At 66.2% G+C, this 26,593-nt stretch carries 27 protein-coding genes; 13 read left to right on the plus strand and 14 right to left on the minus strand.

Annotated features, from left to right (window positions below; genetic code table 11):
• Positions 1-117: 117 nt before the first annotated feature.
• Both AC4HIX_RS12835 and AC4HIX_RS12840 read right to left on the minus strand, forming a co-directional pair.
• The gene (locus AC4HIX_RS12835) at positions 118-1,347 is read right to left on the minus strand and encodes a sigma-54-dependent transcriptional regulator (protein ID WP_490399207.1); all 1,230 of its coding nucleotides are present in this window, start codon (positions 1,345-1,347) and stop codon (positions 118-120) included.
• Complete coding sequence (locus tag AC4HIX_RS12840; RefSeq protein ID WP_490399208.1) at positions 1,344-3,089, minus strand: ATP-binding protein; 1,746 nt, start codon at positions 3,087-3,089, stop codon at positions 1,344-1,346. Before AC4HIX_RS12840 ends, AC4HIX_RS12835 begins: the two co-directional genes overlap by 4 nt.
• A gap of 59 nt (positions 3,090-3,148) precedes the next feature.
• Between AC4HIX_RS12840 and AC4HIX_RS12845 the strand changes: the two genes are divergently transcribed.
• Positions 3,149-4,333 carry a cytochrome P450 gene (locus AC4HIX_RS12845; RefSeq protein ID WP_490399209.1) on the plus strand — a complete coding sequence of 395 codons (1,185 nt, stop codon included), beginning with the start codon at positions 3,149-3,151 and terminating at the stop codon, positions 4,331-4,333.
• A gap of 175 nt (positions 4,334-4,508) precedes the next feature.
• Here AC4HIX_RS12845 and AC4HIX_RS12850 read toward each other — a convergent pair whose 3' ends face one another.
• Entirely contained in the window at positions 4,509-5,417 is a 909-nt protein-coding gene (locus AC4HIX_RS12850; protein WP_490399210.1) for a LysR substrate-binding domain-containing protein, read from the minus strand.
• Positions 5,418-5,521: 104 nt separating this feature from the next.
• Here AC4HIX_RS12850 and AC4HIX_RS12855 point away from each other — a divergent pair, with 104 nt between their 5' ends.
• Positions 5,522-5,803, plus strand: a complete 282-nt coding sequence (locus AC4HIX_RS12855) for a hypothetical protein (RefSeq protein WP_490399211.1) — start codon at positions 5,522-5,524, stop codon at positions 5,801-5,803.
• An 89-nt stretch (positions 5,804-5,892) separates the two neighbouring features.
• Here AC4HIX_RS12855 and AC4HIX_RS12860 read toward each other — a convergent pair whose 3' ends face one another.
• Positions 5,893-6,360 (minus strand): Lrp/AsnC family transcriptional regulator, encoded by a 468-nt coding sequence (locus AC4HIX_RS12860; RefSeq protein ID WP_421053554.1) that lies wholly within the window; start codon positions 6,358-6,360, stop codon positions 5,893-5,895.
• Positions 6,361-6,521: 161 nt separating this feature from the next.
• Between AC4HIX_RS12860 and cobA the strand changes: the two genes are divergently transcribed.
• The 7 genes from cobA to AC4HIX_RS12895 all read left to right on the plus strand — a co-directional run bounded on the left by cobA (position 6,522) and on the right by AC4HIX_RS12895 (position 12,139).
• Positions 6,522-7,328 carry a uroporphyrinogen-III C-methyltransferase gene (cobA, locus tag AC4HIX_RS12865; RefSeq protein ID WP_490399212.1) on the plus strand — a complete coding sequence of 269 codons (807 nt, stop codon included), beginning with the start codon at positions 6,522-6,524 and terminating at the stop codon, positions 7,326-7,328.
• Positions 7,328-7,636, plus strand: coding sequence for a DUF2849 domain-containing protein (locus AC4HIX_RS12870; RefSeq protein WP_475052812.1), 309 nt, complete (start codon positions 7,328-7,330; stop codon positions 7,634-7,636). Before cobA ends, AC4HIX_RS12870 begins: the two co-directional genes overlap by 1 nt.
• Positions 7,629-9,293, plus strand: a complete 1,665-nt coding sequence (locus AC4HIX_RS12875) for a nitrite/sulfite reductase (RefSeq protein ID WP_490399213.1) — start codon at positions 7,629-7,631, stop codon at positions 9,291-9,293. The genes AC4HIX_RS12870 and AC4HIX_RS12875 overlap by 8 nt, the downstream gene beginning before the upstream one ends.
• A gap of 4 nt (positions 9,294-9,297) precedes the next feature.
• The gene (locus AC4HIX_RS12880; protein ID WP_490399214.1) at positions 9,298-10,059 is read left to right on the plus strand and encodes a phosphoadenylyl-sulfate reductase; all 762 of its coding nucleotides are present in this window, start codon (positions 9,298-9,300) and stop codon (positions 10,057-10,059) included.
• Between the two features lie 3 nt (positions 10,060-10,062).
• The gene (locus tag AC4HIX_RS12885; protein ID WP_490399215.1) at positions 10,063-10,458 is read left to right on the plus strand and encodes a DUF934 domain-containing protein; all 396 of its coding nucleotides are present in this window, start codon (positions 10,063-10,065) and stop codon (positions 10,456-10,458) included.
• Positions 10,459-10,603: 145 nt separating this feature from the next.
• The gene (locus tag AC4HIX_RS12890; RefSeq protein WP_475052818.1) at positions 10,604-11,470 is read left to right on the plus strand and encodes a ferredoxin--NADP reductase; all 867 of its coding nucleotides are present in this window, start codon (positions 10,604-10,606) and stop codon (positions 11,468-11,470) included.
• A 120-nt stretch (positions 11,471-11,590) separates the two neighbouring features.
• Positions 11,591-12,139 (plus strand): hypothetical protein, encoded by a 549-nt coding sequence (locus AC4HIX_RS12895; protein WP_490399216.1) that lies wholly within the window; start codon positions 11,591-11,593, stop codon positions 12,137-12,139.
• A gap of 70 nt (positions 12,140-12,209) precedes the next feature.
• Here AC4HIX_RS12895 and AC4HIX_RS12900 read toward each other — a convergent pair whose 3' ends face one another.
• The gene (locus AC4HIX_RS12900; RefSeq protein WP_475052823.1) at positions 12,210-12,779 is read right to left on the minus strand and encodes a hypothetical protein; all 570 of its coding nucleotides are present in this window, start codon (positions 12,777-12,779) and stop codon (positions 12,210-12,212) included.
• Positions 12,780-13,225: 446 nt separating this feature from the next.
• On the opposite strand from AC4HIX_RS12900, the gene infC reads away from it, so the two are divergent.
• The gene (gene infC / locus AC4HIX_RS12905) at positions 13,226-13,687 is read left to right on the plus strand and encodes a translation initiation factor IF-3 (protein WP_475053166.1); all 462 of its coding nucleotides are present in this window, start codon (positions 13,226-13,228) and stop codon (positions 13,685-13,687) included.
• Between the two features lie 127 nt (positions 13,688-13,814).
• Positions 13,815-14,456 (plus strand): methyl-accepting chemotaxis protein, encoded by a 642-nt coding sequence (locus tag AC4HIX_RS12910; RefSeq protein ID WP_490399217.1) that lies wholly within the window; start codon positions 13,815-13,817, stop codon positions 14,454-14,456.
• A gap of 54 nt (positions 14,457-14,510) precedes the next feature.
• Here the strand turns inward: AC4HIX_RS12910 and AC4HIX_RS12915 are convergent, their stop codons facing one another.
• From AC4HIX_RS12915 to AC4HIX_RS12955, 9 genes are all read right to left on the minus strand, one after another.
• On the minus strand, positions 14,511-15,299 hold the full coding sequence (locus tag AC4HIX_RS12915; protein ID WP_475052827.1) for an FAD binding domain-containing protein: 789 nt from the start codon (positions 15,297-15,299) through the stop codon (positions 14,511-14,513).
• A gap of 86 nt (positions 15,300-15,385) precedes the next feature.
• On the minus strand, positions 15,386-17,749 hold the full coding sequence (locus AC4HIX_RS12920; RefSeq protein WP_490399218.1) for a xanthine dehydrogenase family protein molybdopterin-binding subunit: 2,364 nt from the start codon (positions 17,747-17,749) through the stop codon (positions 15,386-15,388).
• Positions 17,750-17,850: 101 nt separating this feature from the next.
• Positions 17,851-18,336, minus strand: coding sequence for a (2Fe-2S)-binding protein (locus tag AC4HIX_RS12925; protein ID WP_421053542.1), 486 nt, complete (start codon positions 18,334-18,336; stop codon positions 17,851-17,853).
• 163 nt (positions 18,337-18,499) lie between these two features.
• The gene (locus AC4HIX_RS12930) at positions 18,500-19,501 is read right to left on the minus strand and encodes a molybdopterin-binding protein (RefSeq protein ID WP_490399219.1); all 1,002 of its coding nucleotides are present in this window, start codon (positions 19,499-19,501) and stop codon (positions 18,500-18,502) included.
• Positions 19,498-20,478: an XdhC family protein gene (locus AC4HIX_RS12935; RefSeq protein ID WP_490399220.1), complete on the minus strand. Its 981-nt coding sequence runs from the start codon at positions 20,476-20,478 to the stop codon at positions 19,498-19,500. The genes AC4HIX_RS12930 and AC4HIX_RS12935 overlap by 4 nt, the downstream gene beginning before the upstream one ends.
• A 157-nt stretch (positions 20,479-20,635) precedes the next feature.
• Complete coding sequence (locus AC4HIX_RS12940) at positions 20,636-21,226, minus strand: DUF6691 family protein (protein ID WP_490399221.1); 591 nt, start codon at positions 21,224-21,226, stop codon at positions 20,636-20,638.
• Positions 21,227-21,229: 3 nt separating this feature from the next.
• Positions 21,230-21,781 carry a YeeE/YedE thiosulfate transporter family protein gene (locus AC4HIX_RS12945; protein WP_475052837.1) on the minus strand — a complete coding sequence of 184 codons (552 nt, stop codon included), beginning with the start codon at positions 21,779-21,781 and terminating at the stop codon, positions 21,230-21,232.
• A 110-nt stretch (positions 21,782-21,891) separates the two neighbouring features.
• Positions 21,892-23,142 (minus strand): vWA domain-containing protein, encoded by a 1,251-nt coding sequence (locus tag AC4HIX_RS12950; RefSeq protein ID WP_490399222.1) that lies wholly within the window; start codon positions 23,140-23,142, stop codon positions 21,892-21,894.
• A 61-nt stretch (positions 23,143-23,203) separates the two neighbouring features.
• Positions 23,204-24,112, minus strand: coding sequence for an AAA family ATPase (locus tag AC4HIX_RS12955; protein WP_475052841.1), 909 nt, complete (start codon positions 24,110-24,112; stop codon positions 23,204-23,206).
• Positions 24,113-24,386: 274 nt separating this feature from the next.
• On the opposite strand from AC4HIX_RS12955, the gene AC4HIX_RS12960 reads away from it, so the two are divergent.
• Positions 24,387-25,451 carry a glycosyltransferase family 2 protein gene (locus AC4HIX_RS12960; protein ID WP_490399223.1) on the plus strand — a complete coding sequence of 355 codons (1,065 nt, stop codon included), beginning with the start codon at positions 24,387-24,389 and terminating at the stop codon, positions 25,449-25,451.
• Between the two features lie 152 nt (positions 25,452-25,603).
• The gene (locus tag AC4HIX_RS12965) at positions 25,604-26,560 is read left to right on the plus strand and encodes a phosphoadenosine phosphosulfate reductase (RefSeq protein ID WP_475052843.1); all 957 of its coding nucleotides are present in this window, start codon (positions 25,604-25,606) and stop codon (positions 26,558-26,560) included.
• The last annotated feature ends 33 nt before the right edge of the window (positions 26,561-26,593 follow it).

Here is a 26,593-nt window from a genome sequence, read left to right on the forward strand (position 1 = left end):
CCCCCGTCCTCCCTCCGCCCATGGCCCCCTTGGGGTTTTCCGGCGGCGCCGCCTCCTTCAATACCCCGGCATCACCGCCGGAACAGACGACCCGCCCCCCCCCGGCCCCCAGCGCCCTCAGCGGCGGTAATCCTCGGGCCGGATGCCATAGCGGGCCAGCTTGTCATAAAACGTCTTGCGCGGCAGCTTCAGGGCTTCCGCAGCCGCAGCCGCGCGCCCGTTGGCCCGCCCCAGCGCCGCGATCAGCAGGGAGCGCTCCACCTGCGCCATCTGCTCCGCCAGCCCCAGCCCCGCCGCCGCGGCGGCCTCCTCCGGCATCCCCAGCACAAACCGCATCGCCGCCGACATCAGGGAGCGCGCATTGCCCGGCCAGTCCTGCGCCATCAGCGCCGCCAGATGCTCCTGGCCGATCTCCGGCGGCTCGATCCCCGCCTGCTCCGCCGCCTGCGCCACGTAATGGCGGAACAGCACCGGAATATCGCCGGGGCGTTCGGCCAGCGACGGGATCCGCACCCGCATCACATCCAGACGGTAGAACAGATCCGGGCTGAAACCGCCCGTTGCCACCTTGCCCGCCAGATCGGCGCTGGAGCCTGCGATGATCCGCACCCCGCTGCCCTGCTCCAACTGCGCCAGCAGCGCATATTGCGCCGCCTCCGGCAGCGCCTGCACCTCGTCCAGAAACAAGGATCCGCCCGCCGCCTCCTGGCACAGCTCCGCCACCGTCTCTGCCGCCAGCCCGGCGGCGGGGCGCTTCACAAACGGTCCCTGGCCCGCGGGCGACATCAGGTGAATGACCTCCGCCACTTTGGAGATACCGCTGCCCGGCGCGCCGGTGACCAGCACCTCTGCCCCGGTCGGCGCCACCGCCCGCACCCGCTGCCGCATCTCCCCGGCCTGTGGCGACGTGCCGAACAGCAGCCGCGAAGCCGGATCGCCGGTCTCCAGCTGCCGCTTCAGCCGCCGGTTCTCCAGCACCAGCGCCCGGGTCTTCAGCGCGCGCTCCAGCACCGGCAGGAAATCCGCCGCGGCACAGGGCTTCTCCAGGAAATCAAACGCGCCCTGCGACATCGCCTTCACCGCCATCGGAATGTCGCCCTCGCCGGTCAGCAGCACCACCGGCAGCTCCTCATCCATGCTGCGGGCATAGTCCAGCAGATGAAACCCGTCCCGCCCCGGCATCCGCAGGTCGGAGACGATAACCCCCTCGAATTCGCGGGTGATAAGGTCCTTGGCCGCCACAAAGGAGCCCGCGGTGACCGCCTCCAGATCGTTCAAGTCCAGCGTCTGCGCCAGCGCCTCCCGCACCGCGGCATCGTCATCCACCAAGAGCACCTTGCGGATCATGCGGCATCATCCCGCTGCCCGGCATCGCTCCACGGCTCCAGCTCGACGGTGAACACCGCGCCGCCGCCAGTATTGGTGCCGCGGATATTGCCGCCAAAGCTTTGCACCAGACCATAAGAGATCGACAGCCCCAGCCCCATCCCTTCGGAGCTGCCAACCACCTTGGTGGAATAGAACGGTTCGAACATCTTCTCCGGCTCCTTGATGCCGGGGCCGCTGTCCTGCACCCGCACCTGCAGCCGCGGGCCGTCGTCGACCGAAATCGAGATCACCTTCTCCACCTGCCCCTGCATCGCATCCGCCGCGTTGTTGATCAGGTTCACGAAAACCTGCGTCAGCCGCACCTCGCCGCCCCAGGCATAGACCGGCGCGGGGTAGTCGGCAGGCTGCCAGCGCAGATCCACCTGCTCCGCCTTCAGCCGCGGCGCCGTCAGCTCCGCCGCGGCGCTGATCACCTGCACCAGATCGACCTGCCCCATAGGCTCGCTTTCGTTGCGGGCAAAGGCGCGCAGGTTCTTGATGATTCGCGCCATCCGCACCGCCATGTCCGAAATCCGCCCCAGATTCTCCGCCGTGCGCTCTGCCTTGCCGCGCTCCAGAAAGGCGGCGCCGTTCTCTGAATACTGCTGGATCGCCATCAGGGGCTGGTTCAGCTCGTGGCTGATCCCCGCCGACATCTGCCCCAGCGCCGTGAGCTTGCCCGCCTGCACCAGCTCCTCCTGCGCGCGTTTCAGGGCCGCCTCGGCCTCCTCGCGCTCGCGCACCTCGCGGCGCAGCTGGTCATTGGCGAGGGACAAGGCCTTGGTCCGCTTTGCCACCCGGCTTTCCAGCACCGCGTTGGCTTCCGCCAGCGTGCGGCGGCGTTCCATCACGATGAACAGCATGGCACCAAAGGCCAGGCAAACCGCCGCCAGCGCCGCCGCCTGCAGCATGGCAATCCGCCGCGCCGGGGCCACGTCCACCAGAATTTCACCGGTCATGCCGATCACCGGCAGCGCAACCGAAAGGTGCAGAGCGCGGGCGGGCAGATACGGGCTGCCCTCCAGGCTCCAGACCTCGTGCCCCGCATGAAACTCGGTGGCCGTCACCCGGGGGGTATCCCCGTCCGCGCTGCGCCGCCAGAACAGCAGTTCCGAGCGGTTTGCAATGAACACCTCGCCGCTCTTATCAGTAAAGAACACCGCCGGCAGCGAGCCGCGCCATGTCTGCTCCACATCCGCCACATCGGCCACCACCACCAGTGCCCCGCGCACCCCGCCATCAACGGCAAAGGCAGGAGCGGCATAGAAATAGGCCCGCTGGCCGTCCGGCTGCAGAACCCCGTGGCCGGTGCCCAGGGCCCCCTGCATGGCGCGGGTAAAATAGTCCTGCTGCGCCACGCTGGCCCCCGTGACCCCTTCAGCCGCGGCCAGCACCTGCCCGTCCGGGGCGGCAAAGAACACATCCAGCGCCGCGGTCTTGTCCGCCACCGAGCGCAGCAGTTCCGCGGCCTCCAGCCGCTGGGCCCCGGTGGCAAGATCCGCCAGCACCGGGTGTCCGGCGGTCAGCACCGCCAGCTCCTGATAAACCTGCAATTGCGTGCTCACCCGGTCAGAGGCCAGGGCCAGGTCGGCGGCGCTGCGTTCGGCCAGGCTGTCCAGCGCCTGCCGGTAGCCGTACGACCAGACCGCCAGCGCCAGCGCCACGACAGCCAACAGGAACCCGGCAGGCAGGCTCCAGCGAAGAAAGTTCTGTGTTTTCATAGCGGCACGTTAGCAGCGCGCCCCTTGCATTGACCAGATGCAGCGGCAAAAACCGGTGTATGAAGACTTTACTCCAATCCCCGACCGACCCCGCCTTTGTGCAGGACCCCTATCCTTTCTACGCCGCCGCCCGGACGGAGGGCCAGCTGCACTTCTGGCAGGACTACGGCATGATGGCGGCCTTCGGCCATTCCGCCGTGCACATGCTGCTGCGCGACCGCCGCTTCGGCCGCGAAGTACCGGAAGAGCTGCGCCAGGAAGGCCCTGCCCATCTGGCCCCCTTCCTGGCGGTGGAGGCGCATTCGATGCTGGACGCCGAGCCGCCCCGCCACACCCGCCTGCGCCGGCTGGTGCTGCGCGCCTTCACCTCGCGCGAGATCGCGGCGCTGGAACCGGGCATCAAGGACCTGTGCCACCAGCTGATTGATACCTTCCCGGACCAGCCCTTCGACCTGCTGGACGCCTATTGCACCCAAGTGCCGGTGATCACCATCTGCCGCCTTTTGGGCGTGCCCGAGGAAATGGCGCCGCAACTGCTGGACTGGTCGCACAAGATGGTGGCGATGTATCAGGCCGCGCGCACGGAAGAGACCGAACACGCTGCGGCCCAGTCCTCGCAAGAGTTCACGGAGTTTCTGCGCGGCTACATTGATGAGCGCCGCAACGATCCCCGCGACGACCTGATCACCCGGCTGATCGCGGCGGAGGAGGAAGGCGACAAGCTCTCCACCGATGAGCTGATCGGCACCTGCATCCTGCTTCTGAACGCGGGGCACGAGGCCACCGTGCACTCGCTGGGCAACGGCGTGAAGACGATGCTGCAGCAGGGCTGGCAGCCGGAGTGGCTGGCGCCGGACGGCATCGAGGGGCTGGTGGAGGAAATCCTGCGCTTTGACCCGCCGCTGCACATGTTCACCCGATACGCCTATGAGGAGGCAGAGGTTTTCGGCCACACCTTCCAGCGCGGCGACCAGGTGGCGCTGCTCTTGGGCGCTGCCAACCGCGACCCGGCGGCGCTGGACGATCCGGAGCGTTTTGACCCACCCCGCCCGCCGAAGGTGAACAAGAGCTTTGGCGGCGGGCTGCACTTCTGCGTCGGCGCGCCGCTGGCGCGGCTGGAAATGCAGATCGCCCTGCCGATCCTGTTCGAGCACTGCCCGGACCTGAAGTTGGCGGCGGAACCGGAATATTCAAACACCTACCACTTCCACGGCCTGACCCGGCTGATGGTGACCCGCAGCTGAGGACCGGGGGCGCTCCCGCCCGCGCTGCAGGGATCACAGATCCCCTTGCCCGGTTGGGCCAAGCGCCGCTGACGCGGCGCGGCGCCCCCATTTCACCTTTGGCAAAATACTCCGGGGGTGAGGCGCATCCGCGCCGAGGGGGCAGCGCCCCCTTTCCGCCCACCTTGCCGGGATATCATTCCGGCGAGGCAGAGACCGCCGCCATGCAAGGACCGCTCAGCAGCCAGTCCCGGAAGGCGGCGACCTTGGGGTCGTTCCATTTGTGCCGCTCGCCGATCAGCGCGTAGGCACCGTCCGGGGTGCCGCAGGTCATCTCCGGGAACGGCAGCACCAGATCTCCTCTTGCCAGTTCCTCATGGCACAGGACCAGATCCGCCATCACCACGCCGGCCCCTATCACTGCGGCGCGGGTAGCCATGTCGAGGTTCGGAAACGCCTCGCCGCTGGCAGGGTCCACCTGCTCCACCCCGAAATGCTGCACCCAGGTCGCCCAGTCAAAGCGGCGCGGGCTTTCGTGCAGCAGCCGCTGGCCCGCCAGCGCTGCCGGGCCATCCGCCAGCGCCGGCAGCAGCGACGGGGCGCAGGCCGGTGATAGAACCATTTCGAACAGCGGCAGCACCTCGATGTCCGGCGGCCGCCCGACGCGGTTCTCGACGGAAATGCCAAGATCGTATTCCGCCCCCCTGAACCCCTTGCTGCTGTAGAAATCCGTGGTCAGCTGCAGCTTGATCTCCGGATGCGCGGCGCGGAACTGCTCCAGCTGCGGCAGCAGCCAGCGGATCGACAGAGTCGGCGGGCAGATCACCCGCAGCTCCGCCGCATCCGCCGCGACCTGCTCCACCTCGCGCTGCATCATCGCAAAGGCCTCTGTCAGCACCGGATAGAGCCGCCGCCCCGCCGCCGTCAGCTCCACCCCGCGGGCATTGCGGTGGAACAGCTGCACGCCGATGTGGTCCTCTAGGATCTTCACCTGGCGGCTGATCGCGCCCCGGGTCACGAACAGCTCGTCTGCGGCAGCGATGAAGCCCTCGTGGCGGGCGGCGGCCTCGAAGGCGCGCAGGGCATTGAGGGGCGGCAGGCGCATGCATTCACCATGGGTCAGTTTTCCTGACCCATGGTGGAGTTTAACTGGTTTGCGCGCAAGCCCCTGCGGCCCTAACTCTCGAAGGCCAGAACGGAGGATTAGCTATGACCGCATGTTGCGATAACGCAGGCGCCCGGTCCCACGGGTCTTTTACCCGCAGCGTACTTGGCTGGATTGCAGGTCTGACGGGTCTCAGAAAAGCTGAGCCTCATGCTGCGGTGTCCCAGGACGCGGTCCGGGTGCCTTGCCGCGAACTTGAGCGGCTGGCCGGGACATCGCCGCATCTGCTGGCCGACATCGGCGTTATGCCGGAGGCTGCCACTGGTGAGACATCGCCGTGGCGGCTTCAGGACGGGCGGCATCTGCTGCTGCGCCCGCCCCTGTGACCCCCGCGCCTGTAACCCCTCGCCTGTGACAACCGGAACAGTCGGCAGGACATCGGTCCTGCCTGCCGTTGCAGAACCGCAGCCGCCGGTCAGGCGCCCAGCGGCAGCATGGTGGTCGATTTGATCTCTTCCATCGACAGCAGCGCGGTCACGTTGTGCACCTTCACCTCGGAGATCAGCGCCTGATAGAATACGTCATAGGCGCGCGCGTTCTGCACCCGCACCTTCAGGATATAGTCGATGTCACCCGCCAGCCGGTGCGCCTCCTGCACCTCGGGGCGGTCGCGCAGGGCCTGCAGGAACTTGGCCTGCCATTCCGCCTCGTGCTCCGAGGTGCGGATGAGGACAAAGAAACACGCCTCAAACCCCAGCGCCTCAGGATCCAGGAGCACTGTCTGCTGGCCGATCACCCCGGCCTCGCGCAGCTTGCGGATCCGATTCCAAACCGGGGTCTTGGATGACCCCACCCGGCGGGCTATTTCGTCCAGCGACTGGCTGGCGTCCCGCTGCAGTTCAGCCAGAATTTTCCGGTCCGTGCCGTCGATCCGCACCGTCATCCCTGTTTTCTCCTATTGTGAGGACCAATCGGCCCGGCATCCCGCCTCAGCAAAACCAACGTTCTTATTTCAGCGCCCATATGGCGCAATACCGGGAATATTTCCTATATCTACCCTCAAGTCAAACACACCGCACAGAGGGTACAGGGATGTCCGCACACATGACACATGCTGCCAATGCCACCGCTCACGTCCGCGGCGGCATGTGTTGCCTGGTGCCGGGGCAGGTTGCCTTTGCAGGCTCCGGCCCCGGCGACCCGGACCTGCTGACCCTGAAAGCCCTGCGCGCGCTGCAAGAAGCCGACGTGATCCTCTATGACCGTCTCGTCAGCGCAGAGATCATGGCGCTGGCCGGTGCGCAAGCGGTTCTGGAAAACGTCGGCAAAGAGGGCTTTGGCCCGCAGGTCAGCCAGGAGGAGATCTGCGCGCGGCTGGTGGCCCATGCCAAGGCCGGCAAGAAGGTGCTGCGGCTGAAGGCCGGCGATCCCACCGTCTTTGCCCGCCTGGATGAAGAGCTGACCGCGCTGGAAGCCGCCGGCGTTGCCAGCCAGATCATCCCCGGCATCACCGCCGCGTCTGCCGCCGTGGCGGGCATCGGACAGAGCCTGACCCAGCGCGGCCGCAACTCTTCGGTGCGGTTCCTGACCGGGCACGACATGAAGGGTTTTGCCGATCACGACTGGGCCGCGCTGGCACGCCCGGGCGAGGTTGCCGCGGTTTACATGGGCAAGAAATCCGCCCGTTTCGTGCAGGGCCGCCTGATCATGCACGGAGCGGACCGCGCCATGCCGGTGACCATTGTCGAAAACGCCTCCCGCCCCGAACAGCGGGTGCTGGAAACCACGCTGGACCGCCTGCCTGCCGATCTCGACGCGGCCGGGTTCGACGGCCCCGCCCTCACCTTCCTGGGACTTGCGCCGCGCAAAGCGGCGGCCGCCCTGAACGACCTCAAGACGGAGCTTGCATAATGCCTCGCCCCTTTACACCCAAAGTCATCACCGCCAACGACCTCCTGGAAGGCGACGTGATCTATTTCACCGCCCAGGACACCTGGACCCGCGAGCTGTCGGAGGCCGAGCTGATCACCGATGAGGCCGAAGCCCAGCTGCGCCTGATCGAGGCGGAGAAGCAGAACATCAAGATCGTCGGCGCCTATCTGGCCGACGCCAAGGCAGGCCCGAACGGCCCCGAGCCGACCCACTTCCGCGAGGAATTCCGCCGCACCGGCCCCTCGAACTACTTCCATGGCAAGCAGGAGGCTGACGCCAATGTATAAGTACAATGAGTTCGACGAAGCCTTCCTGGCAGAACGCAACGCCCAGTTCCGCGCCCAGGTCGAGCGCCGCATCGACGGCTCCCTCACCGAGGACGAGTTCAAGCCGCTGCGCCTGATGAACGGCGTCTACCTGCAGCTGCACGCCTACATGCTGCGGGTCGCGGTGCCCTATGGCACCCTGAACCCCAACCAGATGCGCGCCTTGGCGCTGCTGGCGGAGAAGTGGGACAAGGGTTACGGCCATTTCACCACCCGCCAGAACATCCAGTACAACTGGCCCAAGCTGCGCGACATCCCGGACATGCTGGATGCGCTGGGTGAGGTCGGGCTGCACGCCATCCAGACCTCGGGCAACACCATCCGCAACACCACTGCCGACCATTTCGCCGGTGCCGCTGCGGATGAGCTGACCGACCCGCGCCCCTATGCCGAGCTGATCCGCCAGTGGTCCACCGACCACCCGGAATTCCAGTTCCTGGGCCGCAAGTTCAAGATCGCCATCACCGGCAGCAGCGCCGACCGCGCTGTGATCAAGGCGCATGACGTGGGCCTGCAGGTGGTGGAACAGGACGGCAAGACCGGCTTCAAGGTCATCGTCGGCGGCGGCCTGGGCCGTACCCCGATGATCGGCCAGGTGCTGCGCGAGTTCCTGCCGCAGGCGGATCTGCTGCCCTATCTGGAAGCGGTTCTGACCGTCTACAACGTGCTGGGCCGCCGCGACAACAAGTACAAGGCGCGCATCAAGATCACCGTTTCCGAGAACGGCATCGACACCTACCGCGCGATGACCGAGGAAGCTTTCCTTGCAATCCGCGGCCAGTACGACGGCACCGACCAGGAACTGCTGGAAGAGATCAAGACCCATTTCCAGGCGCCGGAGTTCCGCTCCGCCCCGGCCGATGTGTTCGATGCGGCCTATGCCAACGACCCGGTGTTCCGCGCCTGGGCCGACACCAACCTGCACGTGCACCGCGCCGAGGGCCACGCCATCGCCACCATCTCGATCAAGGCGCACGGGGCAACCCCGGGCGACGCGACCGCCGAACAGATGCGGGTGATGGCCGATCTGGCGGAGCAGTACGGCTACAACGAGCTGCGCATCAGCCACCAGCAGAACGTGATCCTGCCGCATGTCCACAAGAACGACCTGCCCGCGATCCACGCCAAGCTGAAAGAGCACGGCCTGGCGACCGCCAACGTCGGCCTGATCTCGGACATCATCGCCTGCCCGGGCATGGACTACTGCGCGCTGGCAACCGCCCGCTCGATCCCGGTCGCGCAGGAGATCGCAACCCGCTTTGACGAGCTGAAGATGGAGCACGACATCGGCCATCTGCAGATCAAGATCTCGGGCTGCATCAACGCCTGCGGCCACCACCACGTGGGCCACATCGGCATCCTGGGCCTCGACCGCGCAGGCGTCGAGAACTACCAGATCACCCTGGGCGGCGACGCCACCGAGACGGCTGCCATCGGCACCCGCACCGGCCCGGGCTTTGCCTATGACGAGATTGTTCCAGCCGTGGAGCGGATCGTCGAAGTCTACATGGCGCAGCGTGAAAGCGCAGAGGAAACCTTCCTCGAAACCTACCGCCGGATCGGTATGGAGCCGTTCAAGGCCGCGCTCTATCCCGAGGCTCAGAAAAAGGTCGCCTGATCTGATGTTCCATTCAGCCGGAAACAAGCCCGCCGGGGAGCCCATCGGCCCCCGGGACCGGGAGCTGGCCGCCAAGGCGGAAGCGCTCAATGCGCGCTACCGCCACCACTCGGCCACCTCGGTGATGGAGGGCGCTTTGCGGGATGCAGGGCATATCGCCCTGGTCTCCTCTTTCGGCGCGGAATCCGTGGTGCTTTTGCACATGGCCGCGATCATCGACCCGATGACGCCGGTTGTGTTTGTGGACACCGAACTGCTGTTCACCGAAACCCTGCTCTATCAGCAAGAGGTGAGCGAGCGGCTGGGCCTGCGCAATGTGCGCATCATCCGCGCCGACGACATCGCCGAGAAGGACCCCTACGGGGCCTTGCGGTTCAGCGACAAGGACGCCTGCTGCACCCTGCGCAAGACGATCCCGCTGCAAAAGGCGCTGGACGGCTACGAAGGCTGGATCACCGGCCGCAAGCGGTTCCAGTCGGGCTCCCGCGCTGCCCTGGACTTCTTTGAGGTCGAGGACGGGACCGGACGGCTCAAGATCAACCCGCTGGCCCATTGGGCGCCCGAGGACGTGCGCGCCTATATGGACGAAAACCGCCTGCCCCGCCATCCGCTGGTGGCCAAGGGCTATCCCTCGATCGGCTGCGCGCCCTGCACCAGCCCGGTCAAGGAAGGCGAAGACCCCCGTGCCGGGCGCTGGCGCGGCGAAAACAAAGAAGAATGCGGCATCCATGTGGTGGATGGCAAATTCGTGCGAACAGGAGCTTGAACGATGACTGTTATCGTGACGGACACGGGCTTTGCCCAGGATGACTGGACCGGCGGTTTTGACGGCGCCAACGTGCTGGAACTGGCCTCTGATGCCAGCCTGAATGACGTGCCGCTGGACGGCATCGAACTGGTGCGGGTTGAATTCCCCAGCTTTGCCGACGGCCGCGGCTTTACCCTCGCCCGCCAGCTGCGGCTGAAGGGCTATGAGGGCCGCCTGCGCGCCTTTGGCCATGTGCTGGCCGACCAGTACGCGATGGCCCGCCGCTCCGGCTTTGACGAGGTGGAGATCAGCGATGAGCTGGCCGCCCGCCAGCCCGAGGATCAATGGCTTGCCCGCGCCGACTGGAAGGCGCATAGCTACCAGGCCCGCCTGCGCGGCAGCACCGCTGCCCGCTGAGCCAGCCCTCTGCGAACCCGGGAAATGCCCCTGAAACCGGTTCCGTTGCGTCACGCGCGGGGCCGGTTTTCCAAAACCGGGGCTTTTCCTGACCTGTATCAAAGATTAATCAGAGGTGCCGGTTATTCCTCCGGCAGTGCAACCGATGAATGAGATGACAACCGTGACCGACACTGCAACCGACCCGAAACCGGCCAAAGCGGTGCCGGCCCTGCCCGACGCCCAGACCGTCACCGAGGTGAAACACTGGACCGACCGGCTGTTTTCCTTCCGCTGCACCCGGCCTGCGTCGCTGCGCTTCCGCTCCGGCGAGTTCGTGATGATCGGCCTGATGAATGATCCGGACCCCAAGACCGGCAAGCAGAAGCCGCTCTTGCGCGCCTATTCCATCGCCTCCCCCAGCTGGGACGAGGAAATGGAGTTCTACTCGATCAAGGTGCAGGACGGCCCGCTGACCTCCAAGCTGCAGCACATCAAGCCGGGCGACGAGATCATCCTGCGGCCCAAGCCCGTCGGCACCCTGGTGCATGACGCGCTGCTGCCGGGCAAGCGGATCTGGTTCTTTGCCACCGGCACCGGCTTTGCGCCCTTTGCCTCGCTGCTGCGCGAGCCGCAGACCTATGAGGACTACGACGAGGTCATCATCACCCACACCTGCCGCGAGGTCGGCGAGCTGGAGTACGGCAAGCGCCTGATCGACAGCCTGAAGGACGATGAGCTGCTGAACGAGGTGATCGGCGAAGGCTTCTGGAAGAAGATCAAATACTACCCGACCACCACCCGCGAGGAGAGCCCCAAGATGGGCCGCATCACCGACCTGATGCGTTCCGGCGAGGCGTTTGCGGAACTCGGCGTGCCGCCGCTGAACCCGGAAAGCGACCGCGCGATGATCTGCGGCAACCTGGCGTTCAACCTGGAGCTCAAGGACCTGTTTGAGAACACCTATGGTCTTGAGGAGGGCGCCAACTCCAAGCCCGCGCACTTCGTGGTGGAAAAGGCGTTCCTGGACTGATCCCGGGCCGGGCTGCCCCCGCGGGCTGCCCGATTTTTGACACTGTTTTGACGGGAGGCCGCCGCCTCCCGTTTATCATTTGTTGGGGATGATTCTGTATTCCTGAGCCAAGTATCCAGAATGGAGAAGCTCGAAATGCAGAATGAACTGGCCTCAGGGCAGGCGCCCGTCTTCACGTCCGTGCGCACAGAGGCAGGCAAGGCGCGCGTCAAGTCCGCGGTGGCAGGGTTTCAGGCCCGTCCGGACCAGGTGCAGCCCTCGATCCCCGAAAGAATCGCCAGCGTCAAGGAACGCTATGACCCGCGCGCCATCAGCCCGCAGGACATCGACCAGATGTTCGACGCGCTGGTGCAGGCCGGCCACCCGGTGACCGCGCAGATGCTGCTGCTGAACTCGATGGGCGAGAAATTCCGCAGCCGCCTGGCCGGCATCACCGGCAGCGCCTACGACGGCTCCAAACCGCTGGACCTGGTCGGCGTGGCACAGCTGCAGATCCAGCGGGCCCGCAAACAAGGCAGCAGCGCCGGCGGCTGGGAGACGTTTCTGGCCTTCCTGGCGCCTCAGGCCCCGACCCAGGCTCAGCCTCAAGCCCAGGCTCAGGCGGGCGGCCAGACCCCGCTGGACCAGATGGCCAGGATCGCGCAGCAGGCGCAGGCCCGGCCCCACTGATCCCCGCCGGCATCCGGCGGCCGGGAGGAGCCGGCCGCGCGGGGTCATGCAGGGGGGGGTGCAGCAGCGCTTAGTTGCTGCCGGCAGTGCCTTCGGTTTCCACGGCCGCGCCGCCTTCAACCGCTCCGGCCGCGCTGTTCAGCTCCTCGGTGGCGGCATCGGCCGCCGAGTCCTGTGCCGCATCTGCCGCGCCTGCGGCTGTATCGGCAGCGGCATCCGCGGCCTGACCCGCTTGATCCGCAGCCTCATCGGCCGCATCCGCGGCTTCACCCGCCAGGTCTGCGACGCCGCCAGCGGTCTCACCGGCGGACTCCTGTACCGCGTCGACAGCATCGCCTGCCGCCTCGGCCGCAGCGCCCGCCGCTTCGTTCAGCGTGTCCTGCACAGCCTCGACAGCCGACCCGGCAGCTTCGGCGCCGGATTCGATGGCCCCTTCCACCGCTTCTGCCGCGTCTTGCACAGCCTGCTCAGCCGGGGCAGCGCTCTCTTCAGCCGTTTCCGGTACCGTGCTGCTCTGCTCCTCTTCGGCCTGCGGAACGGTCTCCAGCGGCGCTGTCTCTTGCGGCTCTGGGCCTGTCAGCATCATGTAGCCGGCCACCGCGGCAACACCGAGGGCAATCACGATCAACAACTGTTTCATAATGGACTCCTTCCATGACCCGGCCCCGCTGGCCGGTCTCTCGCCATCTGCTCTGCCAAATGGGGCGGCACCTGGCCCCGCTCAAGGGGAAAGTTCCCTGCAGCCCGCGCACGGGCGGCCGCGCGCCGCTGCGCCGGTCCAACCGGCGGAACCCCGCCGCAATTGAGCCTTTTCAGGACGTTGCGCGGCGCAGCTTCCGGCCGGCCGCAGCCGGTGAAGACGCCTGTTTTACGGGCCATTTGCAATATGCGGCCTTGAAAAGCGGCTTTCCTGCCGCCATACCGCGCATAAGCCTTGAATCACATGCGCGGGGGCAGTAGCGTTCCCGCACTTTTTGCAATGACAGAAGGATCGCAGTCATAGCCCGCAGACCTCATAACGCGCCGCCTCAACGTGATACCGGCCCGCGCGTCAACGAAAAAATCCGCGCCCCCGAAATCCGCCTGATCGGCGCCGATGGCGAAAACGTCGGTGTTGTGCATCCGGCCAAGGCCATGGACATGGCCGCCGAAGCCGGACTTGATCTGGTTGAAATCTCGCCCAACGCCAACCCGCCCGTGTGCAAGATCATGGACTTTGGCAAGTTCAAGTACGAACAGCAAAAGCGCGAGAGCGAAGCCCGCAAGAAGCAGAAGATCATCGAGGTCAAAGAGGTCAAGTTCCGTCCCAACACGGACACTCATGACTATGACGTGAAGATGCGCAACGTCGTCAAGTTCCTGGAGAACGGCGACAAGGTGAAGGTCACCCTGCGCTTCCGCGGCCGCGAAATGGCGCACCAGAACCTTGGCCGCGAACTGCTGGAGCGGGTCGCCGAGGACACCAAGGAAATCGGCAAGGTCGAGAACATGCCGAAGATGGAAGGCCGCCAGATGATCATGATGATCGGTCCGCTGGCCAAGAAATAAGCCGCGCGCCGCAGGTGCATGGCACAGCCCCGCAGGTTCCGCCTGCGGGGCTTTTTGTTTGCTACGGTTAGCGGTGCCTTAATGCCTGCCCGGTTATACCTGTGCCATCCTCAGTGAAAGCAGACGCATGACCAGTTTGACCGATGTTCAGAACACCGCCTTCATGGCCATCGGCCCCAGCCGCATCGCCGCCCTGTCGCTGCTGGCACTGGCGCAGGCGCCGGCCGGGGCGGACAGCAGCGGCGCGGAGGATGTCCTGGCCTTGTCGGTGCAGCGCATCCGCGCGGCGCACGATATGCTGGGCAGCGGGCTGCAAGGGCTGCTGGACGCCTGCGGCTACACACTGCCTGCTGAGCTTGAGGCCAGGCGCGGGACCTGCCTTGAGCTGCTGACGCCGCTCCACCGCGCAGCTGTCCAGGCGGATGGCGGCGCAGCGCTGGATCATGTGCGCGCGGTGCCGGAACTGGGCGCCCTCTGCCTCTACCGGCTGGAACCTGCGGTGTCGGCCTTCCTCAAAGACCTGGTGCATTGCCTGAGCGAGGCGCAGCAGCTCCGCGAGGCGGAGCGTGATGAGCAGATGCGCGCGACCATCGCCACCGCCGAAGGGGTCGGGAAGAACATCAAGTTCATTTCCTTCAACGCCTCGATCGAGGCCGCGCGGATCGGCGATATGGGCAAGGGCTTTGCCGTCATTGCCACCGAGATCCGGGAGCTTTCCGGCAAGACGCAGAGCCTGCTGGAAGAAATGTCGGGCTATCTGAAGCACTGACACGGGAACAGGCACCGGAGACCGGTGCCTGCGCATTTACCTGGCCATGACCGATCAGCCCGCCGCGGCCACCGCCCGCTTGGCCATCACTCCAACCAGATGGGCGCGGTATTCCTTGGTGCCATGCAAGTCCCCGATCATGCCGCCGGCATCCACGCTCAGCCCGTCCAGCGCGTCCGGTGCGAAATCGGCATCCAGCGCCGCCTCGGCCTCGTTCCAGCGGAACACGCCCTCTTCTGACGCGCCGGTGACCGCAACCCGCACGCCCGCGGCGTATTTGGCAACAAACACGCCCACCAGCGCAAAGCGCGAGGCGGGTTGCAGGAATTTCTGGTAATTGGCCTTTTCCGGCACCGGGAACCGCACCGCGGTGATGATCTCGCCCTCCTCCAGCGCCGTCTCGAACAGGCCGCGGAAATAGTCGTCAGAGGTGATCTCGCGGGTGTTGGTCACGATGGTGGCGCCGCTGCCCAGCGCCGCCGCCGGATAGCAGGCGGCCGGGTCGTTGTTGGCCAGCGAGCCGCCGATGGTGCCGCGGTTGCGGACCGCCGGGTCGCCGATGTGGCTCGCCAGATCCGCCAGCGCCGGATAGCTGCCCGCCGCGGCCTCTGCCACTTCGCCATGGGTGACGGCGCCGCCGATGGTCAGCATACCGCCGTTGTCGCTCAGCTCCTTCAGCTGCGGAATGCCGCTGAGGCTCACCAGTTTCGACGGCATCGCCAGCCGCTGCTTCAGCGTCGGGATCAGCGTCTGCCCGCCGCCGAGCGCCTGCGCGTCCTCATCCGCCAGCGCGGCCACGGCCTCAGCGACGGTCGAGGGTTTCTCGAATTCGAATTCATACATCGCGTATCCTTTCCGAAAACCGGCTGACCGGCTTTCATCTTTCCGAAAATACTCCGGGGGTATGGGGGCAGAGCCCCCATGAACCCTTACCCATTCATCGCCGCCCAAACACGCGCGGGCGATAGCGGCATGTCGATATGGGTGACGTTCTTGCCGCCCGACTGCAGCGCGTCGATCACCGCGTTGACCACCGCCGGCGGCGAGCCGATCGCCCCGGCCTCGCCGCAGCCCTTTACGCCCAGAGGATTGTGGGTGCAGGGGGTCTGGCAGGAGTGGTCCACCTGATAGAACGGCACGTCGTCGGCCCGTGGCATTGCGTAGTCCATGTAGGAGGCCGACAGCAGCTGGCCGTCCTCGTCATAGGCCGCATTCTCCAGCAGCGCCTGCCCGATGCCCTGCCCCAGCCCGCCATGGACCTGGCCGTCAACAATCATCGGGTTGATGATATTGCCGAAGTCATCGGCGGCTGCGAAGCGTTCGATGGTGACCTTGCCGGTGTCGGGATCAACCTCCACCTCGCAGGCATAGGCGCCGGCCGGATAGGTGAAGTTGGCCGGGTCATAGAACGCGGTTTCCTCCAGCCCCGGCTCCAGCTCCTCCAGCGGGTAGTTGTGGGGGACATAGGCCGTCAGGCAGACATCGCCCCAGGCCACCGATTTGTCGGTGCCCGCGACGGTGAACTGGCCGTCCTTCAGCTCGATATCGGCGTCGGAGGCCTCCATCAGGTGGGCGGCGATCTTCTTGGCCTTGTTGATGATCTTCTCGGTCGCGCGCACCATGGCAGAGCCGCAGACCGCGATGGAGCGCGATCCGTAAGTGCCCATGCCGAACGGCACCCGCCCGGTGTCGCCATGCACGATGTCGACCATGCTCTCATCAATGCCGATCATGTCGGCGACGACCTGCGGGAAGGTGGTCTCATGCCCCTGCCCGTGCGCATGCGCACCAACCATCACACTGATAGAGCCGGTGGCATTGACCCGCACCGTGGCGGCGTCATACAGCCCCGCACGGGCGCCCAGCATGCCGACGATGTTGGAGGGCGCGATGCCGCAGGCCTCGATATAGCAGTTGACGCCAAAGCCGCGCAGCTTGCCGTTCTTCTCGCTTTCCGCACGCCGGGCGGCGAAGCCTGCCACGTCGGCGACCTCCTCCAGCTTGTCCATTGTCGCCACGTAGTCGCCGGTGTCATAGGTGAGCGCCACCGGGGTTTCATAGGGAAACTCGGTGATGAAGTTCTGGCGGCGGAGCGCAATCGGGTCGGCGCCCAGCTCGCGCGCGGCCTTGTCGATGACGCGCTCCAGCTGATAGGTCGCCTCCGGCCGGCCGGCGCCGCGGTAGGCATCGACCGGCACCGTGTTGGTGAACACGGTCTTGACGTTCACTTGCACGATCGGCGTCTTGTAGTTCCCGGCCATCAGGGTGCCATGCAGGTAGCTGGGCACCGAGGTCGAAAACGTCGACAGATACGCGCCCATATTGGCCATCGTATTGGTGCGCAGCGCGGTGAAGTTGTTGTCCGCATCCAGCGCCAGTTCGATCTTAGTTACATGGTCGCGGCCATGGGCATCGGAGATGAACGCCTCCGCCCGGGTGGAGGTCCATTTGACCGCCCGCCCGCAGGCCTTGGCGGCGAAGGTGCAGAAGGCTTCCTCGGCATAATGGAAGATCTTGGAGCCGAAGCCGCCGCCCACGTCCGGCGCGATCACCCGCACCTTGTGCTCCGGCAGGCCCAGCACGAAGGCACACATCAGGAGGCGGATCACATGCGGGTTCTGGCTGGTGGTGTGGAGCGTGTATTCGTCTGTCGCGCGACTGTAGTCGCCGATTGCCACGCGCGGCTCCATCGGGTTGGCGACCAGGCGGTTGTTGACCAGCTCCAGCGTGGTCACATGGGCGGCGCTGTCAAAGGCCGCCTGCACCGCGTCGTCGTCATCGTTCCCGAACACCCAGTCATAACAGAGGTTTGAGGTCAGATCCTCATGCACCTTGGTGGCATCCTCGGCCAGCGCAGCGGCCATGTTGACCACGGCGGGCTTGTCGCTCAGATCCAGCTCGATGGCCTCGGCCGCATCGCGGGCCTGCTCTAGCGTGTCGGCGACCACGGCGGCGACGATCTCGCCCACGTGGCGGATGGTGCCGTGCGCAATGATCGGGTGGCGCGGCTCCTGCTGCGGGTTGCCGTGGCGGTCGGTGACGCCCCAGCCGCAGGGGATGCCGCCCACTTCGGCGAAATCGGCGCCGGTGAAGATTTTCACCACACCGGGCATCTCAGCCGCTGCTGATGTGTCGATGGAATTGATGGTGGCATGGGCCACATCCGCGCGCAGGAAATGCACGTAGGCCTGGCCGTTCACGTTGATGTCGTCGGTGTAATTCCCGGCTCCTGTCAGGAACCGCACGTCCTCGCGCCGCTTGGGGCTGGCGCCGATGCCGTTATCCTTGGGCATGTCTGGTCTTTCCTCCCTGGAGGGTGCTGCCTGTCCGGCGCACCTCTTGGTAACTCACTCCTTGTTCAGCTCAGGCCGGGTGCCGGCCTGGGGTCTTCCTGTCACTCCGCCGCGATGGAGGACACGTCCTGCCCCGAGGCCGCCATGATCGCCTTGACGATGTTGTGGTAGCCGGTGCAGCGGCACAGGTTGCCCTCGAGATAGTCGCGGATTTCCTGTTCGCTGGGCTTGGGGTTGTCCTTCAGCAGCGCTGCCGCCGACATCACCATGCCCGGCGTGCAGAAACCGCATTGCAGACCGTGATGGTCCTGGAACGCCTGCTGGATCGTGTTCAGCGAGCCGTCGGCGTTGGCCTGCCCTTCGATGGTGGCAACCTCTGCGCCTTCGGCCTCAAGCGCCAGCATGGTGCAGGCTTTCACCGCCTTGCCGTCCACATGCACAACGCAGGCTCCGCACTGGCTGGTGTCGCAGCCCACATGGGTGCCGGTCAGCCCGAGCTCTTCCCGAAGGAATGAGGACAGCAGCGTGCGCCCTTCAACCTCGCCGCTGGCAGCCTTGCCATTCACGGTCATGGAGACCTTGGCCATAGTACCCTCCCTTTAGCTTGTTTTTGTCTGGCTGGGGGGAGTTAAGCACGGGCCGCGCCATCCGCGAAGTGTTTTAACAGGGGGGCAGAGGGTAAATTTCGCGTCAGAAGCGCTTACCCAAGGTTGTGACCCTGCGTCACAAATCCCGCGCTGCGCTGCGGCGTCAGCCTTCTGCGTCGCGGCGCGGCATCGGGCGGGTGGGGATTTCCTTTAGCAGCCCGCCAACACCCATCGCGGCGATATCGGCAGAGGTGACAGGAATGCCGCAGATCACCCGCTCCAGCACCCAGTCGGCGCCGTTGAGTGCGGGAGAGCGGGCGCAGCCCGGCAGGCCGATCACCGGTTTTTCGTGAAATTCGCCCAGGAACAGCAGGTTGCCGGGGTCGACCGGCATCCCGAAACGGGTGACGGTGCCGCCTGCATTGCGCAGGCCCTGCGGTGCCACGTCGTGCGGATCGGAGGTGGCGGAGCCTGTCAGCACCAGCACCAGCTGTCCCGGTGCGGCGGCGATGGCCTCTGCCAGCGCGTCCTCGCGGTGCGGCACCACCACCCGCGGCGACAGGCTGATGCCCATCCGGTGCAGCCGGCCCGCCATCGCGGCGCGGCCCTTGTCCGGCGGTGTCTCCTCGCTCACCCGGGTTTCGATCAGCGTGGCGGAGGACAGCACCGGCGGCAGCACCCGGATCGCGTCCCCTGCCCCTTCGCTGGCGCGGCGGATGGCGTCGGCGGGCACGCCATAGGAGATGATCTTGATGGTTGCCAGCATCCCGTCCGCATCGGCGCGGTGATAGTCCGGCACGGTGGCGACCGTTATCATCGGATCCACCGCGTTGACCGCCTCCAGCTTGTCCCGGTCCAGCCGCACCAGCCCGGCGCCGGTGGCATAGAGGTTCACCCTCCCCGTGCCGACCCCCGAGATGCGGATACCCTGTGCGGACGGGTCCGGCACCAGCGCCTGGGCGAGCGCTTCGGCGGCGGCGTCCTCATGCATGTCGGCGGGGTCGAGCCGGGCAACTGTCAGGGTCTCATGGCCTGCGGCGGCGAGGTCAGCGAGGTCGTCTGGGGTCAGCACCGTGCCCTTGGCGACCTTGCGAGTGGCGCCTTGCAGCGAGTGCGCGAGGATGGCGCCTTCGGCGTCTTTCAGGGGGACCGGACCGAACCTCATGGCTGCTTGCCGCGCAGGACGGCGGTCATTTCCGCGAGGATCGAGACGGCGATTTCCGCTGGACCGGCGGCGCCGATGTCGAGGCCGATGGGACCGTGGATGCGGCTGATCTGGTCTTCGGTGAAGCCGGCTTCCTGCATCCGGGCGACGCGTGCGGCGTGGGTTTTCTTGGAGCCCAGCGCGCCGATGTAAAACACGTCTGCCGCCAGCCCCGCGTGCAAGGCCGGGTCGTCCAGTTTGGGGTCGTGGGTCAGCAGCACCAGCGCGGTGCGGGTATCGAGGCCGAGCTTTTGCACCGCCTCGTCCGGCCAGTCGTCCATCAGCGTCTCGCCGGGGAAGCGTTCAGCCGAGGCGAAGGCTGCGCGCGGGTCGATGATCACCGGGTCATAGCCCGCGATCCGCGCCATCGGAACCAGGGCCTGCGCGATGTGGACAGCGCCGACGCAGACCAGCCGCAGCGGCGGGTTGTGAACGGCCACGAAGGTCTCGCTATCGTCCTCCAAGCCAGAGCGGTCCATGCGCATCCGGTCGGGGTATGCGCCGCGCAGAAGTTGCCGCGCGCCGGTGGTGAGGTTTACTTCATAGGCAACAGGCCTGCGGGCGGCGCGGGCCTGAACCAGCTCCTCAAGCATCTCCGCGGGCAGCGCGGAGCCGACCGGCTCCACCAGCACCTTGATGGTGCCGCCGCAGGCGAGGCCGACGGCAAAGGCATCCTCGTCGCTGACGCCGAATTCCAAGAGCCGGTGCTTGCCGTCCGCCAGCGCCTCCTGCGCCTCGACCACCACGGCGCCCTCGACGCAGCCGCCGGAGACGGACCCTTCGATCCTGCCATCGCCGGAGACCACCAGCTGCGAGCCGGTGCGGCGCGGGGCGGAGCCCCAGGTCTGCACCACGGTGGCCAATGCGGCGCCTGCGCCTGCCTTGTGCCAATCCAGCGCGGTTTCCGGCGCGTTCTCAAATTGGGCGGTGTGCTGCATCTTGCGTCTCTCCCCGGACCGCCAGGGCGGCGGCTGCCTTTAAACCTCGGCGCTGGCAGGGGAAGTTTCAAGCGCGAAGCGCCCGCAAAAGACGGGCGAAAGACCGGAAAGCGCCCGCCATCCCCGGCGGGCGCTCCCCTGTTGCCCTGCGCGCGGGTTATTCCGCGGGCTGCGCGGCCGCTTTCTGCGGCACCAGCCGTTCCGGCAGGGCAAAGGCCAATGCGATGAACCCTAGGCCCAGGATGATGCCCAGCAGATCACCGGGCAGCGCCATCAGGCCTTCGTATTTGGCACCCGGAACAAAGCCCAGGGTCACCTTGCCGCCCGCGAAGCTGTCCAGCAGGCCGCTGGCCTTCCACGCCGGGTAAGTGACCATATAGGCCGCCGCGCCCAGCAGGCCGCCCGCGATGAAGAACAGCGCGTCCTTGCGGCCCGAGGCGGCAGCGACCACGCCGGTGCCGGGGCAGTAGCCCGCCAGCGCCCAGCCTGCCCCCAGCATCAGCCCGCCGATGAAGACACCGGCATAGGCGGCCTTGACCGACATGTGGCCGACATCGACCAGCCCTGCCATCTGGCCGCCGAACATCAGGACCGAGCCGGTGCCGATTGCCAGCAGGATGGTTTTTGCCAGGTTCAGATTGGTGAGGTTCAGCATCTTGCCGATGTAGTTGGGGTTGGAGGCCCCGATCCGGTCCAGCACCGCGCCAAAGGCCGCGCCGATCACGATTGCCAGGATAATGGTGGTCATGACTCAGGCCTCCTTCTTGAACAGCATCAGCGAGACGGGGATCGCGGCGGCAAAGGCGCCGGCGGCAAAGATGTAGCCCGACAGTGCGGTCTGCATCATGCCGGACATCATGTGGCCGGAGGTGCAGCCGCCCGCCAGCCGGGCGCCGTAGAGAACGATGAAGCCGCCGAGGAAGGCCGCGGCATAGCGTTTCGCGGTGCTGTCCCCGAAGTTGGCGCGCCACAAGGCGTGCACGCTGCGCTCTGCCCCCGTGATGCCGCCGCGCAGCTTGGCCGACAGCAGCCCGCCCAGCGCCATCGCCAGCACGAAGACAAAGCTGTAGTTGAGCGGATTGGCGACGGATTTCGCGTATTTGCCATCCGATTTCGCCAGATAGGCGTTGGTGGAGGTGTACCCCTCGGCGGTTTCCGTCACCAGCTGCGGGTTCACGGCGTCGGCGATGATGCCGTCGAGGATAACAAACTGGGTCGACACCCCGATGGGTTTGACCAGCAGCACCGCCAGGAAGAACACCAGCCCCAGCAAGAGCCCCCCGGCTTTCCAGTTGAGTGGCATGTTAGCTCCTTTCGCACGTTACATTCTATTTTCAGAATATATTGGAGCGATAAGGTGCGGATTGATTCAGATCAAGTCATATTCTTATTTTGGAATTTATTTACGCCGGGTCACAGCAGCGCCATCAAACGGGCCTTTTCGCCGGCATCCGCAGGGCTGGAGATCACCTGGGCCAGTTCCTCCAGCGAGGCGATGGAGTGGCCGGCGCGGAAGCTGTCGGTATAAGGCAGCATGGCACGGATGCCTTGCGCCTTGGGGGCAAAGCCGTCCCAGCGCAGCAGCGGGTTCAGCCAGATCAGGCGGCGCGAGGACAGCTGCAGCCGTTGCATCTCGCGCGCCAGCGCCTCCGGCTCGCCACGGTCCAGCCCGTCGGAGATCAAGAGCACCACCGCCCCCTGCCCCATCACCCGCCGCGACCAGTCGCGGTTGAAGGCGTGCAGGCAGTCGCCGATCCGGGTGCCGCCCTCCCAGTCCTGCGCCTCAGCCCCCGCCGCGGCCAGCGCCGCGTCGACATCGCGCTGGTGCAGGTGGCGAGTGATATTGGTGAGCCTTGTGCCGAAGGTGAAGCCATGCACCCTGGCCCAGCCTGCGCCCTTGGCGTTGGCGGCGGCATGCAGGAAATGCAGGATGATGCGGCTGTACTGGCTCATCGAGCCGGAGATGTCGCAGAGCACCACCAGGTTGGGCCAGCGGATCCGGCGTTTGGCGCGGGCGATGGTTTGCAAGTCGCCGCCCTGGCGCGCGGCCTTGCGCAGGGTGCGGCGCCAGTCTGCCCGGCGCCCCTTGGGAGAGGCCATCAGGCGGCGCGACTGGATCGGCGTCACCGGCAGTTGAAGCTGCGCCAGGATGCGCTTGGCGGCGGCAATCTCGGCGGTGCTCATCTGTTCGAAATCGAGGGTTTTCAGGCGCTCCTCTGCCGTAGCAGTACGGGAGGCGTCAATGTCGATTTCGGTGCCTTCCGGCTCCTCCGCCGGGGTGCCGGGCGGCTCCAGCATCCCGTCCAGCAGCGCCTCGGCGGCGCGTTTTTCGGCTGGTTTCGCCGCGCGTTCCTCCTGCACGCCGCGGATCGCGGGCAGCATCGCGGCCATCATCTGCTCAAGGTATCTGGGGTCGCGCCAGAACAGGCGGAAGACCTGGGCGAAGACCAGCCGCTGCTCCGGCTTGGTGACGAAACAGGCATGCAGCGCCCAGTAGAAATCCTCGCGGCTGGTGAAGCCTGCGGCGGCCACTGCCTGCACCGCGTCCAGCACCCGGCCCGGCCCGATCGGCAGCCCCGCCTTGCGCAGGGCGCGGGCGAAATGGGTGATATTGCGGACCAGCTTGGGGTTGTCCGGTAAGGGGAGCGGCGGATAGTCGGGCACTACCGTGTTTCATGGGGGCTCTGCCCCCATACCCCCGGAGTATTTCGGGAAAGATGAAACATCAGGCCGCGTCCAGGCCGGCCCTTGCCTGATCCAGGATGCGCTTGGCCTCGGAGCCCTGCAGGCGGGCGATGTCGTCCTGGTATTTGAGGATGGCGCCCAGGGTGTCGGCGATGACCTCGGGGCTGAGGGCGATCACGTCGAGCGCCAGCAGGCAATTGGCCCAGTCGATGGTTTCGGCCACTCCCGGTTTCTTGAACAGATCCTCAGTGCGCAGGGCCTGCACAAAGGCGACGATTTCGCGGCTGAGCTGCTGGCTGGCCTCCGGGGCGCGGGCGTTCAGGATTTCCACCTCGCGGCTGAAATCCGGGTAGTCGACCCAGTGATAGAGGCAGCGGCGTTTCAGCGCGTCGTGCACCTCGCGCGTGCGGTTGGAGGTGAGCACCACGATGGGCGGCTCCGGGGCGTGGATGGTGCCGAGTTCCGGGATCGTCACCTGGAAGTCGGAGAGCGCTTCCAGCAGGAAGGCCTCAAACGGTTCGTCGGTGCGGTCGAGCTCGTCGATCAGCAGCACCGGCGCGCCGCGTTCATCAGGGCGCATCGCCTGCAAGAGCGGGCGTTCGATCAGGTAATCAGCGGAGAAGAGTTCGTTTTGCAGCGCCGCGCGGTCGGCGGCGCCCGCAGCTTCTGCCGTGCGGATGGCGACCATCTGGGCGGCGAAGTTCCACTCATAGACGGCGCTGGCGGCATCAAGGCCTTCGTAGCATTGCAGCCGGATCAGGCGGCGGCCGAGGCCTGCGGCCAGCGCCTTGGCGATCTCGGTCTTGCCGGTACCGGCCTCGCCCTCCAGGAACAGCGGGCGGCCCAGCTTCAGCGACAGGAACACCACCGTGGCCAGCGCCCGGCCGCAGACATAGCCCTGGCCTGAGAGTATCTGCTGAACCTGATCGATTGACTGCGCCTGCTGCATGCTCACCCCCTTTGCCCCGCCCGGTTTGACCAGCCCAACAGGCCACGCGGGGCGGCTCCGGTCAAGCCGCGCGGCCCGCAGACGCTGCGGCGGCGCCGTCTCTGGCGGGCTGAGAGTTGTAAATCCCGGCGGGGCGGGTAAAACTTCGCCTGAGAGATGCGCTGACCCGGGCGCGGGTTACGAGGACCAAGAAGCACGCCATGCCCAACGCCCCGCACACGCTGTCCTGCCAGCCTGCCCGAACTGCTGCCGCCGCCCGGGAGGCCTGAGGCTGATGCGGGTTCTGGCCATCCTCTGCGTGCGCAACGAGGCCGCCTTTCTGCTGGAATGGCTGGCCCATCACCGGGCCGCCGGGTTCACCGACTTTCTGGTCTTCTCCAACAACTGCCAGGACGGGACGGCCAAGATGCTGGACCGGCTGCAGGAGCTGGGGCAGCTCACCCACGTGCGCAACGAGGGCCCGTATGACAAGGGCGGCATCCAGTTCACTGCGCTGAAGCTGGCGGACCGGCATCCGCTGGTAAAGCAGGCCGATTGGGTCCTGGTTCTGGATATAGACGAGTTTGTCTGCATCAAGACCGGCGGAGGCACGGTGGCGGACCTGCTGGCGGCGCTGCCGGAGGCGGATGCGGTGACGCTGACGTGGCGGCTGTTCGGCAATGCCGGCATCGTGCGCTATGAGGATCTGCCGGTGACCGGGCAATTCACCCGCTGCGCGCCGGAGGTGATCCACTGGCCCTGGCGGGCGGTGATGTTCAAGACGCTGTACCGCAATGACGGCACCTACCGCAAATGCGGCGTCCACCGGCCGCGCGATGTCAAGGACACGGCGCGGCTGGAGGGCTACCGCTGGTTCGATTGCGAGGGGCGCGAGCTGGGCGAGGCGTTCAAGACCAAGCGGCTGTTTTCCGATTACGGCCAGCCCAACGGGCGGCTGGCGCAGCTGAATCATTATCCGCTGGGCGCGATGGAAAGCTATGTGCTGAAGGCCGACCGCGGCCGGGTCAACCGGCAGGCGGAGCTGGGCATGGATTACTGGGTCGAGCGCAATTATTGCACGGACACCGACACCTCCATCGCCCGTTGCGGCGCGGCGCGGGCGGAGCTGCAGTCCAGCCTGCTGAGCGACCCGGAGCTGGCGCGGCTGCATGCCAAAGCGGTGGAATGGCGTCATGCCCGGTTTGCAGCCCTGATGCAGCAGGAACCCAGCCGCGCGCTGTTTGCCCGGCTTCTGATGACGCCGCCCTCGCGCGCGGTGAGCCCGGCAGCGGCGCGGCTGCTGCGGGAGTTTGCCCTTCAGGGTCCGTCCGCGGGGCTGCCGCCCCAGGACGGCAGCTGAGCCGCCGGCAGCGTTGGTGAAGGCCGCCGAAAGGACGCCGCAACGCCTTAATGAGGCAGGAGTTTTTCCAATTTTAGCCTTATTTCCCTCCTAACTGTTACTGCGAACATCAGGCCCGGACTGTTTCTGGAAGGGCACAGAGGATAGCAGGCATGCAGGACGGACTTGAAAATCTGGATGAAGACCTTTCCGGGCTGAAGCCGGCCCAGTGGAAGGCCCGGATGGCGGAGCTGGCCGAAGAGCATGGCATGTATCAGCCGCTCGGCGACCGGCATTTCGCCACCTTCATCGATCAGGGCAACACGCTGCTGGTGACCTTCGAGACCATGCAGGGCATCCACAACCTGTCCGATCAGGCACAGCCGCTGGGTTTTGACCTGGTGAAGAATCTGGGCTGGTCGCATATGTGCGTGGTCTCCGACGGCGACACCTGGTTCCGCGACGACCTCATCTACGGGTTTTTCGATCAGCTGATCGATGACGGGTTTTTCGACGAGTTCGACAATGTGATCTTTTACGGCGCGGGCCCCTGCGGTTATGCGGCAGCGGCCTATTCGGTGGCTTCCCCCGGGGCTGTGGTGGTGGCGGTGCAGCCGCAGGCGACGCTGGATCCGCGGATGACCGAATGGGACGACCGGTTTGCCGAAATGCGGCGCCTGTCCTTTACCGACCGCTACGGCTATGCGCCGGATATGTTGGATGCGGCGGATCAGGCCTATGTGATCTATGATCCGCAGGAGCGGCTGGACGCCATGCACGCGGCACTGTTTGCCCGCAAGAACGTGACGCGGCTGCGCGCATCCCACATGGGCGATGCAGTGCAGACCCGGCTGATCGAGATGGAGATGCTCTATCACATCCTGTCGCTGGCCGGCAGCCGCAAGCTGACCGGGGCGGCTTTTTACAAACTGTTCCGCAGCCGCCGCAACAACTCCTTTTACCTGCGCAACCTGCTGGGACGGCTGGAGCGGGAGAACCGCCCGTGCCTGATGGCGCTGATGTGCCGCAACGTGACTGAGCGGATGCGCGCGCCGCGGTTCCGCCGCCGCCTGCAGGAGCTGGAAAAGCGCGCGGAGGCCGGCGGCTTCACCATTCCCCCAAAGCGCTGAAGCGGACCCGGCAGGCGCGCATTCAGCCGCTTT

The organism is Leisingera sp. (assembly GCF_982940295.1).

Excerpts from the sequence above, each read along its gene's own strand:
- AC4HIX_RS12835 (WP_490399207.1), bottom strand. The coding sequence starts at position 1,347 with ATGATCCGCAAGGTGCTCTTGGTGGATGACGATGCCGCGGTGCGGGAG.
- AC4HIX_RS12840 (WP_490399208.1), bottom strand. The coding sequence starts at position 3,089 with ATGAAAACACAGAACTTTCTTCGCTGGAGCCTGCCTGCCGGGTTCCTG.
- AC4HIX_RS12845 (WP_490399209.1), top strand. The coding sequence starts at position 3,149 with ATGAAGACTTTACTCCAATCCCCGACCGACCCCGCCTTTGTGCAGGAC.
- AC4HIX_RS12850 (WP_490399210.1), bottom strand. The coding sequence starts at position 5,417 with ATGCGCCTGCCGCCCCTCAATGCCCTGCGCGCCTTCGAGGCCGCCGCC.
- AC4HIX_RS12855 (WP_490399211.1), top strand. The coding sequence starts at position 5,522 with ATGACCGCATGTTGCGATAACGCAGGCGCCCGGTCCCACGGGTCTTTT.
- AC4HIX_RS12860 (WP_421053554.1), bottom strand. The coding sequence starts at position 6,360 with ATGACGGTGCGGATCGACGGCACGGACCGGAAAATTCTGGCTGAACTG.
- cobA (WP_490399212.1), top strand. The coding sequence starts at position 6,522 with ATGACACATGCTGCCAATGCCACCGCTCACGTCCGCGGCGGCATGTGT.
- AC4HIX_RS12870 (WP_475052812.1), top strand. The coding sequence starts at position 7,328 with ATGCCTCGCCCCTTTACACCCAAAGTCATCACCGCCAACGACCTCCTG.
- AC4HIX_RS12875 (WP_490399213.1), top strand. The coding sequence starts at position 7,629 with ATGTATAAGTACAATGAGTTCGACGAAGCCTTCCTGGCAGAACGCAAC.
- AC4HIX_RS12880 (WP_490399214.1), top strand. The coding sequence starts at position 9,298 with ATGTTCCATTCAGCCGGAAACAAGCCCGCCGGGGAGCCCATCGGCCCC.
- AC4HIX_RS12885 (WP_490399215.1), top strand. The coding sequence starts at position 10,063 with ATGACTGTTATCGTGACGGACACGGGCTTTGCCCAGGATGACTGGACC.
- AC4HIX_RS12890 (WP_475052818.1), top strand. The coding sequence starts at position 10,604 with ATGAATGAGATGACAACCGTGACCGACACTGCAACCGACCCGAAACCG.
- AC4HIX_RS12895 (WP_490399216.1), top strand. The coding sequence starts at position 11,591 with ATGGAGAAGCTCGAAATGCAGAATGAACTGGCCTCAGGGCAGGCGCCC.
- AC4HIX_RS12900 (WP_475052823.1), bottom strand. The coding sequence starts at position 12,779 with ATGAAACAGTTGTTGATCGTGATTGCCCTCGGTGTTGCCGCGGTGGCC.
- AC4HIX_RS12910 (WP_490399217.1), top strand. The coding sequence starts at position 13,815 with ATGACCAGTTTGACCGATGTTCAGAACACCGCCTTCATGGCCATCGGC.
- AC4HIX_RS12915 (WP_475052827.1), bottom strand. The coding sequence starts at position 15,299 with ATGTATGAATTCGAATTCGAGAAACCCTCGACCGTCGCTGAGGCCGTG.
- AC4HIX_RS12920 (WP_490399218.1), bottom strand. The coding sequence starts at position 17,749 with ATGCCCAAGGATAACGGCATCGGCGCCAGCCCCAAGCGGCGCGAGGAC.
- AC4HIX_RS12925 (WP_421053542.1), bottom strand. The coding sequence starts at position 18,336 with ATGGCCAAGGTCTCCATGACCGTGAATGGCAAGGCTGCCAGCGGCGAG.
- AC4HIX_RS12930 (WP_490399219.1), bottom strand. The coding sequence starts at position 19,501 with ATGAGGTTCGGTCCGGTCCCCCTGAAAGACGCCGAAGGCGCCATCCTC.
- AC4HIX_RS12935 (WP_490399220.1), bottom strand. The coding sequence starts at position 20,478 with ATGCAGCACACCGCCCAATTTGAGAACGCGCCGGAAACCGCGCTGGAT.
- AC4HIX_RS12940 (WP_490399221.1), bottom strand. The coding sequence starts at position 21,226 with ATGACCACCATTATCCTGGCAATCGTGATCGGCGCGGCCTTTGGCGCG.
- AC4HIX_RS12945 (WP_475052837.1), bottom strand. The coding sequence starts at position 21,781 with ATGCCACTCAACTGGAAAGCCGGGGGGCTCTTGCTGGGGCTGGTGTTC.
- AC4HIX_RS12955 (WP_475052841.1), bottom strand. The coding sequence starts at position 24,112 with ATGCAGCAGGCGCAGTCAATCGATCAGGTTCAGCAGATACTCTCAGGC.
- AC4HIX_RS12960 (WP_490399223.1), top strand. The coding sequence starts at position 24,387 with ATGCGGGTTCTGGCCATCCTCTGCGTGCGCAACGAGGCCGCCTTTCTG.
- AC4HIX_RS12965 (WP_475052843.1), top strand. The coding sequence starts at position 25,604 with ATGCAGGACGGACTTGAAAATCTGGATGAAGACCTTTCCGGGCTGAAG.